Below are 13,144 nucleotides of genomic sequence, written 5' to 3'. Positions count from 1 at the left end.
CAAAAAGCGAGGAGATATCTCCTCGCTTTTGCTATCTGAGGAGGCGAAAATCATGGGACAACTGATTGACGGCGTCTGGCATGACACCTGGTACGATACCAAATCAACCGGTGGAAAATTTCAACGTTCTGCATCGGCTTTCCGTAACTGGCTCACCGCGGATGGCGCGCCTGGCCCGACCGGTGAAGGTGGCTTTGCTGCCGAAAAAGACCGCTATCATCTGTACGTTTCTCTGGCCTGTCCGTGGGCGCATCGCACGCTGATTTTGCGCAAACTCAAAGGGCTGGAACCGTTTATTTCCGTTTCTGTTGTGCATCCGCTGATGCTGGAAAACGGCTGGACCTTTGACGATAACTTCCCGGCGGCAACTGGCGATACCCTGTATCAGCACGAATTTCTTTATCAGCTCTATTTACACGCCGATCCGCACTACAGCGGTCGGGTCACCGTTCCGGTGCTGTGGGATAAAAAGAATCACACTATTGTCAGCAACGAATCTGCAGAAATCATCCGCATGTTTAACACCGCGTTTGATGCGCTGGGCGCGAAAGCCGGAGATTACTATCCCCCTGCCCTGCAAAGTAAAATCGACGAGCTGAACGGCTGGATTTATGACAACGTTAATAATGGCGTGTATAAAGCCGGATTTGCCACCAGTCAGGAAGCCTACGACGACGCCGTGGATAACGTCTTTCAATCTCTGGCACGACTGGAGCAGATCCTTGGGCAACATCGCTACCTGACCGGCAACCAGTTAACAGAAGCAGATATTCGCCTGTGGACCACACTGGTACGCTTTGATCCCGTGTATGTCACCCACTTCAAGTGCGACAAACACCGGATTAGCGACTATCTGAACCTGTACGGTTTCCTGCGTGATATCTACCAGATGCCGGGTATTGCGGAAACCGTCAATTTCGATCACATCCGCAATCACTACTTCCGTAGCCACAAAACCATTAACCCGACCGGCATTATTTCTGTTGGGCCGTGGCAGGACCTCAACGAACCTCATGGGCGTGACGAGCGTTTCGCATGATTTACACAGGCCCCCATTTGGGGGCTAAATAATTAATACCGTAAATATTTACCATCATTCCATTCACAGCTATTCTTAATTTGATTACTTTAAAAACAAGTAATTGAATGCAGAACGAGGCAAAAATGGATTGGTATTTAAACGTATTAAAGAATTACTTTGGTTTTGGTGGCCGCGCGCGTCGTAAAGAATACTGGATGTTTGTGCTGGTCAACATCATCTTCACATTCGTGCTGGGTATTCTGGACAGAATGTTTGGCTGGGAGCGCGCCGGTGGAGAAGGCATATTAACGACGATTTACGGGGTTCTGGTCTTTATTCCGTGGTGGGCGGTACAGTTCCGGCGTTTACATGACACCGATCGTTCAGCCTGGTGGCTACTGGTGCTGCTGATCCCGATCGTTGGCTGGCTGGTGATCATCATTTTCAACTGTCAAAACGGTACTCAGGGGAGTAACCGCTTCGGGCCCGATCCCAAACAGTTATCCTGACGTAGCATATGTAGATGCCTGATGGCGCTGCGCTTATCAGGCCTACAACATACTCCGTCTTCCATGCCGGATAAGGTGCAATGCACCGCATCCGGCGTAACAGTCAGACTATTTACCCGCAAACAGCTTGGGGATTTCCCGCAGACACCAGGATTTCGCCTCGCCCATGCTGTCACGACGCCAGGCCATAATAATATCTATCTCGCTTGTCGATTCCGGACTAACGACCCGCAGCCGACCAGCCGCAATATCCTCTTCCACCAGCGGGTACGGCATCGTCGCCACGCCAAGTCCTGCCAACAGCGCCTGACGTTTATCTTCTATCGTACTCACCGTCAGACGCGGCTGCTTATCCAGCAGTTGAACCGTCAGCACCGGACGTTCACGGGCGGTATCCGCCACCGCGATCCCACGGTATTTAACGCGGGTGACTTCCGATAACGGTTCCGGCTCCTGATGGATGGGATGATCCGGGGCCGCTACATAGACGTTCATCAGCGAGTACAGCTTGCGCGAGTTAATTTCTGAGGATGAGCGAAAATGCATATCCGGCGCAATCACGATATCCGCCCGCCCCTGCTCAAGACGCTCCCACGCCCCGGCCAGAACTTCGGTAATAACGGAAAGCTGGGTATTGGCCTTCCCGGCAAGCCTGTCGATCAGCGGGAAAAACGCCGCCGTCGGCACCAGCGCTTCGGTAACGATAGTCAGATGCGTTTCCCAACCGCGAGCCAATGCTTCGGCATCGGTAGTCAGTTTATCCGCAGCTTCCAGCAGTACGCGCCCGCGCTCCAGCAACATACGCCCAACGTTAGTGAATTTTGTGCGGTGGCCTGAACGGTCAAACAGCACCACGTCCAGCTCTTCCTCCAGCTTCTGCATGGTATAGCTAAGTGCGGAAGGCACGCGTCCCAGTTCGTCTGCCGCAGCAGCAAAACTACCGCGTCTGTCTATTGCGTCCATGACGCGTAACGCTTCAAGCGTTAAAGCCCTTTCTTTGGCCATCTCGTTCTCATTCAGGAAATTTGAACATACCGGGCAGAATATCTGGCTAACAATGCAGCGTCTAGCCATTTAACATAAAAGGAAGTAAAGAGAGGTCAAGAACTATGATTACTACCCGTACAGCCAAACAATGCGGGCAAGCAGACTACGGCTGGCTGCAGGCCCGTTATACCTTCTCCTTTGGACACTATTTTGATCCTAAACTGCTGGGTTATGCCTCGCTGCGTGTTCTGAACCAGGAAGTTCTGGCACCGGGGGCCTCTTTCCAGCCACGGACCTATCCGAAGGTGGATATCGTCAATCTGATCCTCGAAGGGGAAGCGGAGTACCGAGACAGCGAAGGCAACCATATCAAGGCCAAAGCAGGTGAAGTTTTACTGCTCGCGACACAGCCCGGGATTAGCTATAGCGAACACAATATCAGCAAAGACAAACCGTTAACCCGGATGCAGCTCTGGCTGGACGCCTGCCCACAGCGTGAGAACGCCTGTGTACAGAAAGCCACGCTGGGCACCGGTAAGCATCAGCTGCTGGCCTCGCCGGACGGTGAACAAGGCAGCCTACATCTGCGCCAACAGGTATGGGTGCACCACGTTGAGCTGCAGCAAGGTGAATCGTTGAGTTTTCAGTTACATGGGCCACGTGCTTATTTACAGTCGATTCACGGCAGATTCCATGCGGTGACATCTGGCGCCGAAAAAGAAGCGCTCACCTGTGGCGATGGGGCATTTATTCGTGACGAAACTAACATAACGTTAGTCGCCGATACCCCGCTGCGCGCTTTGCTGATAGATTTGCCCGTATAGTCAGGGAAAACAATGGAGTACGACTATTGAGCAAGAAATCATCAAAAAAACGCCAGCCTCAGGTTGAGCCGAAAAAACAGGAAACAGTTACCTTCGGCTATGAAGAAATGCTGACAGAGCTGGAAGCGATTGTGGCCGATGCCGAACTACGGCTGGAAGACGAAGAAGCCGCCTGAACAGGCGGCTTAGACTTATGCCGGGTGGCGTCAACGCCTTACCCGGCCTATAGATTAATGTGCCTTACTGGCCATGATCTCAATAATCTGCTTGTCGGTTTCCTGCATTGAACGACACGCCAGCGCACACAGGTTAGCGATAGATTGTTCAACGTTATGCGCCACAATCCCTTCGTTGCCGGTTACAGCAGTATCATCCAGCGCCATCAGTACCGCTTTCCACGCCGCGGAAGCACTGGTTGAGACTTTCATCGCGCAGCTGTTTGAAGCGCCATCACAAATCATTCCGCTCACGTCGCCAATCATGCTACTGATCGCCATCGCGATGGTGTTGTAGCGACCATCTACGATCCATGCCATCCCCGCAGCTGCCCCCATCGCCGCCGTGGTTGCTGCACACAGTGCAGACAAACGCGGAAGCTGATGATGGATGTAGATAGCGCTCAGATGAGACAACATTAGCGCACGTGCCAGTTTCTCCTCATCCGCGCCAAAGTGCTCGGCCACCACCATCACCGGAACAGTCGCGGTAATGCCCTGATTACCAGAGCCGGAGTTGCTCATGGCCGGCAGCGTCGCCCCGCCCATTCGCGCATCCGATGCCGCACTGGTGCGGATCAGAATAGAGGTGGAGAGATCGTTCGCCAGCAGGCCACGCGCACACTGCTTCTCAAGCGTGGTTCCGATGTGCAAACCCCAGTTACCGCGCAGCCCTTCCTGAGACAGCGCACCGTTCAGTTTTGCTGCATCGAGGATAAAGCGGATTGACTCAAACGGTACCACATTCACGAACGCCAGAATCTCTTCCAGCGAGGTGTGAGACAGTACCGCCAGCGGCGACTCCTGTTCCTCTTCCTGAGCATTCTGTTCTGTGGTGAACACTACGCCCTTATTGGTCTCGATGTGCACAATGTTGGTATGACCGCCCACAATCGTCACGCACGCCCATCCTTCAGCACTGTAAACCTTCGCGCGGGAAAAGAGGATGTCCTCGCAAGGCTCCTGTAGCATCACCGCAACCTTGCCAGCGCTCAGCATCGCTTTCGCATCGGCGATCGCTTGTGGCGACGCATCTTTCAGTACCTCTAAACCGGCACGGGCATTTCCCCCCAGCGCACCCAGCGCCGCCGCGACAGGTAACCCGACCATTCCGGTACCCGGCACGGTAACACCCATGCCGTTTTTCATCAGGTTCGGTGAGACCCACGCGTCAATGCGTTCAACCGCGCCGTCCAGCTCAGAGGATGCAACCGCCGCCGCCAGAGCCAGAGAGATAGGTTCTGTACAGCCCAACGCAGGCTTAACTTCTTCCTGCACCGCGCGGATAAAACTATCCCATAATGGATTCAATGTAGTCTCAAACATAACAACAACCTTTGCTCAAATATCTCAGGAAAATGCCAGGAACGGAGAAACGCACAACAGCAGGCCCGTGAAAATAATCAGATACAGGGAAACGCCTTTGTATTTGTGCAGTGCAGGAACTTTGTAGACCAGCCAGGCCGGGATCAGACAACCCACCATGCCGAAGATAGGGCTACAAATAGAGGTGAAGCTCAGCACCGGCGCGTTGAGCACAATTGCGCTCCAGGCCAGCAAGATGGCAAAAATCATAATGCCGCGCTGAACAAAGGTTTCGTTGATTTTCTCAGCTGGCATATAGCGGCGCAGAATGTTCATCACGATCCCTTGAGTCGCTTCACGGAAACCTAAGTAGACACCGAAGAAAGCGGTCATAACGGCGAAAATGTTCAGAATAACGCTGACGATTTTCACCCAGCCAGCACCCGCACCATTGATAAATTGCGCGGCAATCGCCAGAGCGGAAATGTTCTGCTCATAAGCTTTAACCGCTTCGTCGTGGCCCATCGCCAACGTGAAGGAAACGGCGTAGAAAAAGACGGTAACAAACAGAATACCGAACGCGATGTTCATGGCACGCAGGGCTTTATGGCGCGCCACTTCGATGGATTTGTTGCGTGAACGGTATGAGATAACCATCGGGCTTAAGGTCTGAATAAACAGAATCGAGGTCAGCGTAAACGGCAGGGTGATGATCGCATTTTTGATCAGCAGCGCCATCGGCGGCAGTGAACCTGCGTTATGCAGATGCCACATCCCTACCATCGACACGCCAAGCGCTGCCACAACCAGCAGCTTGGTCATTACCATGCCGGTGGAGATTTTAAACAGCATTTGTTCCCCGCGTGACGAGATAGCCACCAGGATGCAAATCAGTACCAGGCCATAGAACGGGCTGTCGGACAGTAAACCTTCCGTCACACCAAACGTGTGCAGATAGGAGGCGCTGTCATTGGTGATGGCAGTGGAATAAACGAACATCCAGATAACCAGCATCACAAAATACAACGCACCTAACAGGATGCCCCAGTTCTTACCCAGATAGCCGCTGATCACGCTCGGGTAGTCTTTACACTCTGGGGACTCAGCCAGCGTGTTGATAAACAGGCGCTGGAACAGGTACATGGCAGGGTAGCCGATGATAGAGGAGAGCAAGAACACCCACAGCCCCATCAATCCTACCTGGACAGGAAGAAAAACAATCCCCGCGCCAATTGCCATACCGATACTCATAATGACCCAGCCGGTGTCCGTGCTGTCGAATTTAATGGCTTCACGCCATTCGCTTTCGGTCATTCCCGCCCGACGTGCCGGAGCAGATGCGTCGAGTATTACGCTACTATTCGTTGCCGTTTCCATAATTTCCCGCTCAATGTGTAGGTAGAGGTTTTTATATTTTTTTCGTACTGCATCAATGCGATACGCAGTACTTAGGTGCAGGTGAGCTATTGGAGTAATGAAGAAATCATACGCGCAGGATCAGAGAAAAACTTCACAAACAAACCCCTGTAATTTCTAAAAGTTAAGAAATATTTTCTCTTTTATATGAACATATGGGATTTAAATTCTATTTTTGAAGCCGATCACAACAAAAAAGGTGCACTAAAGTGCACCTTTTTTATTCTGCTATCTTGATTAAATCATTAATTGCCGGATGGCGGCGCTTACGCCTTATCCGGCCTACAAACCCAGGCTCGGCTTTTAACTTCAGGTACAGACCACTTTAATCGCCAGACCACCGCGTGACGTTTCACGGTATTGTCGTTCATATCTTTGCCCGTTTCATACATGGTCTCGATCACTTTATCGAGCGACACGCGTGGATCAGATGTTCGACGTAGCGCCATACGTGCGGCGTTATCGTTTTTGCCCTAACCCTATTAGATCAAAGTCTGAGCCTGTTCGAAAGTAGGGACTTTTTTTGCATACGACACCCATCTGGGGGATGGGTGCAGCCAGTTCTGTTTCAGGCACTTCGGCCAGCTCTTTTTTCAGTTCAACCTACACTGCATGAAGTTCATCAAAATTACTGGCAACATCTTTTGGCACATAGAAAAATAGCCGACTATTGAAGGGCATTTCCACAATTCCAAACATTAACTTTTATCACGTCTCTGCATAGGGTGCTAACGTAATATCCTTTTTATATTTATGGACAACAAAATTAGTATTCTTTGTGTGGTTGCCTTAACCGACATAAAACCATTGCATGAAATTGATGCACAACTCCCTGCACATGTGGAATGGCTAAAAAAAATTATGCCGATGGCCTTTTGCTGGCTTCAGAGCGAAACATTCCACGCACAGGATGCATAATACTTGCAAACTATTATGACGCGGATGTACAACAAACTGTCTGGCGCAAGATCCTTTTCGCTTGTCCGCTGCAGCTAAAATCGATTTAATTCCCTTTGAACCCTCGATGGTAGCCACGGAATTAAAATCGGTCTTATCACCAAAGAACAAAAAAGCCTGGCGGTTGGAGTTCACGCCAGGGCAACGGACTTTTTACATATTGCATACCTGCGAGGAAACCCCGGCAGGGGTTATCAACGTAATCTCAGTGTACTTTTTCGCTTTTTGTCGCCGATACAAATGGACGAACAGCGTCACGGATCTGCCAGACAGGCGGTTCTTCATCTATCTTCATCACAGAGGCCCGTACAAAAGGTACTTGCGCAATTGACATGATAACATTTAACCAGCGATCACGTATTATACGTTCTGTTCGCTCATGACTCGGATCGTCCAGTTCAATGATGCAGACAATTTTATTATTCTTTTTAGATACCAGAACATAATCCATCGCCATATTATTATAAATCATAAAAAAACGTTTTCGTTCTTCTTCACTAAACCCAGGTTGTTCAGGAAAGTTAATCAAACGACCTAAAGATACCTGGCAATGAATATAGCAATATTGCCCAAACCATTTTTCAAGATTATCAAAATAGATTTTCTCACTACGGGTAATGAGCCACTCTTTTCCTTCTAACCAGACACCTTCATCAACCATTCCCTGAAATAACTCGTCACGCTCTTGCCAACGGGAATCACGATATTTCTTTGCTGAAACATAAGGTTTCGGTGCATGCGTCGCTGATTTTGGTGCGGATGTGACCGGGCTCGGTACAGGTTGTACTGCCGCAGTCGGCGGTAACTTATAGACCGTACGAGGCATTAACTTCCGTGCAACAACAATTCCCGAGGCAAAAGCAATAGCAAGGCAACTGACAAAAAAAATAAAGCTCATAATTAATTACTACCCATTCAATCAATTTACATTATATCTCACAAACAGCATTGATAGTGCGAAATCATAAAATACCCTTACCAATACAGTTGCTTTACAAACAGTATATTATTTTTATTAATACCGCCACTTATGTTTTACGTCAACATTAATATTTTGAGTATAAATAATATTAGCATCATCCATATCATTAAATTTATTTTAAGATAAGACTGAAATAATTAAGTTTTATCTAAATAATCTATCCCTCCAAGAGTAATTGTTAAAGCCAGTTTGGGGCCAGAGAGCACGCAGAAACCGGAGCATATACGTAGTTCGTGAGGATTACTCGCTGCGCTCGCACTAAGGCCGCTCAAAACGCAAATGCGTTTTGTCGAGCAACACTCGGTTCCATTCTGGCGAATAAAATAGCCTAATGGGTTAGCCTCTAAGTCAATTAAGTAATAAATAAACAGATATGGTCGAATGCCAAAGATATAGCCCAGCAGCGTTATCTTAATCAGGCGAACGCGAAGCAATACCGAGTCTGCCGTTGTCAACGGCAGTATAAATGAGCCACGGTATTACGTATAAATTCAAAGTCGATGATGGCATCGATTTTGCGGACCAGATGGCCTTCGGGGACAAGATCGCCAAGAGCCATGGTTTCAAATAAGTACTGCTGTGGGGATGGTTCTCTAAGCATGGTGATCAGTCCATTTTTTGCACTGATCTTATTAGAACAAAATTTGAGGTGCACCAAAGTACACCTTTTTATCATGCCAAATTGATGGATTCATTGCCGGATGGCGGCGCTTACGCCTTATCCGGCCTACAAACCCAGGCACGGCTTTTAACTTCAGGTACAGACCACTTTAATCGCCAGACCACCGCGTGACGTTTCACGGTATTTGTCGTTCATATCTTTGCCCGTTTCATACATGGTCTCGATCACTTTATCGAGCGACACGCGTGGCTCAGATGTGCGACGTAGCGCCATGCGTGCGGCGTTGACGGCTTTTACCGCGTTGATCGCATTACGCTCAATGCACGGTATTTGCACCTGTCCAGCAACCGGATCGCAGGTCAGCCCCAGGTTATGCTCCATGGCGATTTCAGCCGCAATACAAACCTGCGACGGGCTACCGCCGAGCAACTCGGTCAGCCCGGCTGCCGCCATTGAACAGGCTACGCCAATTTCACCCTGGCAGCCGACTTCGGCACCAGAAATAGAGGCGTTCATTTTATACAGCGCCCCTATCGCCCCCGCGGCCAGCAAGTAGCGGGCAATGGAGTTTGCATTCACCGGACGGCGGAACTTGTCGTAATAGGCCAATACGGCAGGGATAATTCCACATGCGCCGTTGGTCGGTGCCGTCACAACCCGGCATCCGGCGGCGTTTTCTTCGCTCACGGCCAGCGCGAACATGTTGATCCAGTCGATAACGTTCATCGGGTCGCTGGACAGATTATCGCTGGAAACCAGTAACCGACGTAATGCTACGGCGCGACGCGGTACGTTAAGCGGGCCAGGCAGGACGCCTTCGGTGTTCATGCCGCGCTCAATCCCGGCGTGCATGACATCCCAGATGGCGGCAAAGCCAGCATCGATTTCTTCTTTGCTGCGCATCGCCAGTTCGTTCTGCATCATCAGACCGGAAACGGACAGCCCGTTACGCTCACACAGTTTCAGCAGTTCGCTGGCGGAATGAAAATTGTAGGGCACGTGTGCTTCAACATCATGCGCCTGACCAAATTGCTCCTCTTCAACGATAAAACCGCCGCCGACGGAGTAATAGGTTTTGCTTAATAGCGTCTCGGTGCCGTTCCATGCGGTGATACGCATGCCATTTTCATGGCGCGGCAGCGTTTCGGTGTGAAAGAGGATATTTTTGTCTGGGGAGAAATCGACAATATGCGTGCCCTCTGCAACCGGTAAACGTCCGGTACGGGCCACTTCCTGAGTAAAACCAGCGATAGAATCTATATTAACGTTTTGCGGACTGTTACCGGCCAGTCCCATCATGATGGCGACATCCGTCGCATGACCTTTTCCGGTCAGGGAAAGCGATCCATAAAGATCGACCACAATATGCGTAGCCTTGGGAAGTTCCCCGCTGCTGACCAACAGATCGATAAAGCTTTTACCTGCGTTCATTGGCCCCACGGTATGGGAGCTGGAAGGTCCAATGCCAATCTTAAAAATATCGAATGCGCTAATCATATCCACACCCTCGGATTGCCGTTCAGTGAAGACCAGGTTTCACACTCATTAAGGATCGGGGCGATCCTGAGATCGCCCCGCAAGGGATTACAGCGTGTCGCCACGTACGGCGATGGCTTCAATCTCCAGCTTCACATCCTTTGGTAAGCGGGCGACCTGTACGCAGCTGCGCGTAGGGTAAATTGCCTTATGCTCATCAAAGAACTGCTGGTACACCTGATTAATGGTGGCGAAGTCGTTCAGGTCAGAAACGAAAACGGTCGTCTTCACGATATCGCTCACTTTCAAACCTGCGGACTCGACGATCGCTTTCACGTTTTCCAGGCTTTGACGCGCCTGATCGGACACGTTTTCAGCCACTTCACCGGTCTGTGGACACACCGGGATTTGACCTGACGTCAACACCATGCTGCCCAGATCCACACCCTGTACGTAAGGCCCAATCGCCCCTGGCGCACATTCGGTTGCAATTACTTTTCTCATAGTCCCTCCGGCGTCAGAGCGCCTGGGTGAAAGTACGTGAAATAACATCCTGCTGCTGTTCGCGGGTCAGCGCGTTGAAGCGCACCGCATAACCAGACACGCGGATCGTCAGGTTCGGATAGTTTTCCGGGTGCTCAATGGCATCCATCAACATTTCACGGTTCATAACGTTAACGTTCAGATGCTGACCACCTTCCACATGTGCTTCATGGTGGAAGTAACCGTCCAGCAGACCGACCAGGTTGGTTTTACGCACTCCATCCTCTTTGCCCAGCGCTGCCGGCACAATGGAGAAGGTGTACGAGATACCGTCTTTGGCATAGGTGAACGGCAGTTTGGCAACCGAGGTTAACGACGCCACCGCACCTTTACGATCGCGGCCGTGCATCGGGTTCGCCCCTGGCGCAAACGGCGTACCTGCGCGACGTCCGTCCGGCGTATTACCGGTTTTCTGTCCGTACACCACGTTGGAGGTAATGGTCAGAATGGACTGCGTCGGCACCGCGTTACGGTAGGTTGGCAACACCTTAATTTTCTTCATAAAGCGTTCGACCAGGTCGCAGGCAATGCTGTCTACGCGCTCGTCGTTGTTGCCGTATTGCGGATAGTCGCCTTCGATTTCGAAATCAACTGCCAGACCATTTTCATCACGAATCGGTTTCACGCGAGCGTATTTGATAGCCGACAGAGAATCCGCCGCCACGGACAGACCCGCCATACCACAGGCCATCGTGCGATAGACATCACGATCGTGCAGCGCCATCAGCGAAGCTTCGTAGCTGTACTTGTCGTGCATGTAGTGGATGATGTTCAGCGCGCTGATGTACTGCACGGCCAGCCAGTCCATAAAGTGGTCCAGGCTCTCCATCACCGTGTCGTAGTCCAGCACGTCATCCATCAGCGGTGCCGTTTTCGGCCCGACCTGGATTTTCAGCTTCTCATCCACGCCGCCGTTGATTGCATACAGCAACGTTTTGGCGAGGTTGGCACGTGCCCCGAAGAACTGCATTTGCTTGCCGATAACCATCGGGCTGACGCAGCAGGCAATGGCATAGTCATCGCTGTCAAAGTCGGCACGCATCAAATCGTCGTTTTCATACTGCAAAGACGAAGTGATGATAGACACCTGGGCGGCGTACTTTTTGAAGGCTATCGGTAGCTGCTCAGACCACAGCACCGTCAGGTTCGGCTCCGGTGCCGGGCCCATAGTGTGCAGCGTATGCAGGTAGCGGAACGAGTTTTTGGTCACCAGCGTGCGGCCATCGAGCCCCATGCCGCCAATAACTTCGGTCGCCCAGATAGGGTCGCCTGAGAACAGGGTGTCGAATTCCGGCGTACGCAGGAAGCGCACCATACGGATCTTCATAATGAAGTGGTCGATCAGCTCCTGCGCCTGCTGCTCGTTTAAAATTCCCGCTTTGAAGTCGCGCTCAATGTAGATGTCGAGGAACGATGCGGTACGGCCCAGCGACATAGCGCCACCGTTCTGCGATTTCACCGCAGCCAGGTAAGCAAAGTACACCCATTGCACCGCTTCCTGCGCATTACGCGCCGGACGGGAGATATCGCAGCCGTATTTCGCCGCCATTTCCTGCATTTGCAGCAGAGCGCGACGGTGTTCAGACAGCTCTTCGCGAAGACGAATCGTGGCTTCAAGATTCTGGCCCCACTCCAGGTTCGACTGGAGATCGGCAAACTGCAGTTCACGCTCACGCACCAGATAGCGGATACCGTACAGCGCGACGCGGCGATAATCACCGATGATACGACCACGACCGTAACCATCCGGCAGGCCGGTCAACACGCCGGATTTACGGCAGCGCAGCATATCCGGAGAGTAGGCGTCGAATACGCCCTGGTTATGGGTTTTACGCAGTTCAGTAAACTGGTATTCAAAATCAGCATCCATCTCACGACCATAAGCATCAAAAGAGCTTTTGATCATATTGATGCCGCCAAACGGATGCAGAGCACGCTTGAGCGGCTTATCCGTTTGTAGACCGACGATTTTTTCCAGTTCTTGTTCAATATAACCCGCATCATGCGCGGTTATCGTGGTCGCAATATTGGTATCGAAATCAACCGGCGCGTGCGTCGAGTTTTCAATACGGATGCCCGCCATAACTTTTTCCCACAATGCAGTGGTCGCAGGCGTTGCTTCGGCGAGGAAAGATTCATCCCCTTCATAAGGCGTATAGTTGTGCTGAATAAAATCACGGACATTAATTTCTTCTTTCCAGTCCGTACCTTTAAAGCCATTCCAGGCTTCGGCATACAGCATATCGCTGGTATCGATATTTACCTTCATGAAAAATAATCTCTCTGC

The 13,144-nt window shown here is 51.0% G+C and carries 11 protein-coding genes and 3 pseudogenes; 5 read left to right on the top strand and 9 right to left on the bottom strand.

The window, feature by feature from the left end; translation table 11 throughout:
- The first annotated feature begins 52 nt into the window (after positions 1–52).
- A complete protein-coding gene (gene yqjG / locus SK35_RS03140) occupies positions 53–1,039 on the top strand; it encodes a glutathionyl-hydroquinone reductase YqjG (protein ID WP_048215485.1) in 987 nt (328 codons plus the stop codon).
- Between the two features lie 125 nt (positions 1,040–1,164).
- The gene (locus tag SK35_RS03135) at positions 1,165–1,530 is read left to right on the top strand and encodes a DUF805 domain-containing protein (RefSeq protein WP_008785879.1); all 366 of its coding nucleotides are present in this window, start codon (positions 1,165–1,167) and stop codon (positions 1,528–1,530) included.
- Between the two features lie 108 nt (positions 1,531–1,638).
- Here SK35_RS03135 and yhaJ read toward each other — a convergent pair whose 3' ends face one another.
- Positions 1,639–2,535 (bottom strand): DNA-binding transcriptional regulator YhaJ, encoded by an 897-nt coding sequence (gene yhaJ, locus SK35_RS03130; RefSeq protein WP_003024855.1) that lies wholly within the window; start codon positions 2,533–2,535, stop codon positions 1,639–1,641.
- Positions 2,536–2,639: 104 nt separating this feature from the next.
- Here yhaJ and SK35_RS03125 point away from each other — a divergent pair, with 104 nt between their 5' ends.
- Together SK35_RS03125 and SK35_RS03120 are read left to right on the top strand one after the other, a co-directional pair.
- Positions 2,640–3,341, top strand: a complete 702-nt coding sequence (locus SK35_RS03125; RefSeq protein ID WP_003024860.1) for a pirin family protein — start codon at positions 2,640–2,642, stop codon at positions 3,339–3,341.
- Positions 3,342–3,367: 26 nt separating this feature from the next.
- Positions 3,368–3,517: a hypothetical protein gene (locus SK35_RS03120; RefSeq protein WP_003828578.1), complete on the top strand. Its 150-nt coding sequence runs from the start codon at positions 3,368–3,370 to the stop codon at positions 3,515–3,517.
- Positions 3,518–3,571: 54 nt separating this feature from the next.
- Here the strand turns inward: SK35_RS03120 and SK35_RS03115 are convergent, their stop codons facing one another.
- The 3 genes and pseudogenes from SK35_RS03115 to SK35_RS03105 all read right to left on the bottom strand — a co-directional run.
- Positions 3,572–4,882 (bottom strand): L-cysteine desulfidase family protein, encoded by a 1,311-nt coding sequence (locus SK35_RS03115; protein ID WP_048215484.1) that lies wholly within the window; start codon positions 4,880–4,882, stop codon positions 3,572–3,574.
- 24 nt (positions 4,883–4,906) lie between these two features.
- Complete coding sequence (locus SK35_RS03110) at positions 4,907–6,238, bottom strand: amino acid permease (protein WP_048215483.1); 1,332 nt, start codon at positions 6,236–6,238, stop codon at positions 4,907–4,909.
- A 348-nt stretch (positions 6,239–6,586) separates the two neighbouring features.
- Positions 6,587–6,738 (bottom strand): annotated as a pseudogene (locus SK35_RS03105) (L-serine ammonia-lyase, iron-sulfur-dependent, subunit alpha); the annotation flags it as partial.
- A gap of 304 nt (positions 6,739–7,042) precedes the next feature.
- Here SK35_RS03105 and SK35_RS26805 point away from each other — a divergent pair.
- Positions 7,043–7,331, top strand: a pseudogene (locus SK35_RS26805) (YciI family protein); the annotation flags it as partial.
- 108 nt (positions 7,332–7,439) lie between these two features.
- On the opposite strand, the gene SK35_RS03100 reads toward SK35_RS26805, so the two are convergent.
- The 5 genes and pseudogenes from SK35_RS03100 to pflB all read right to left on the bottom strand — a co-directional run bounded on the left by SK35_RS03100 (position 7,440) and on the right by pflB (position 13,126).
- Positions 7,440–8,132, bottom strand: a complete 693-nt coding sequence (locus SK35_RS03100) for a DUF2726 domain-containing protein (protein ID WP_187426973.1) — start codon at positions 8,130–8,132, stop codon at positions 7,440–7,442.
- Between the two features lie 464 nt (positions 8,133–8,596).
- Positions 8,597–8,817: pseudogene (locus SK35_RS03095) on the bottom strand (IS5/IS1182 family transposase); the annotation flags it as partial.
- 153 nt (positions 8,818–8,970) lie between these two features.
- Complete coding sequence (gene tdcG, locus SK35_RS03090; RefSeq protein ID WP_048215482.1) at positions 8,971–10,335, bottom strand: L-serine ammonia-lyase; 1,365 nt, start codon at positions 10,333–10,335, stop codon at positions 8,971–8,973.
- 87 nt (positions 10,336–10,422) lie between these two features.
- The gene (locus SK35_RS03085) at positions 10,423–10,818 is read right to left on the bottom strand and encodes an enamine/imine deaminase (protein WP_003024870.1); all 396 of its coding nucleotides are present in this window, start codon (positions 10,816–10,818) and stop codon (positions 10,423–10,425) included.
- 13 nt (positions 10,819–10,831) lie between these two features.
- Positions 10,832–13,126 (bottom strand): formate C-acetyltransferase, encoded by a 2,295-nt coding sequence (pflB, locus tag SK35_RS03080; RefSeq protein WP_043017750.1) that lies wholly within the window; start codon positions 13,124–13,126, stop codon positions 10,832–10,834.
- Between the last annotated feature and the right edge of the window lie 18 nt (positions 13,127–13,144).

Source organism: Citrobacter sp. MGH105 (assembly GCF_001037485.2).
Classification (GTDB): domain Bacteria; phylum Pseudomonadota; class Gammaproteobacteria; order Enterobacterales; family Enterobacteriaceae; genus Citrobacter; species Citrobacter portucalensis.
Note: the sequence above shows the minus strand (reverse complement) of the source record. Positions and strands in the feature narration are given on the sequence as shown.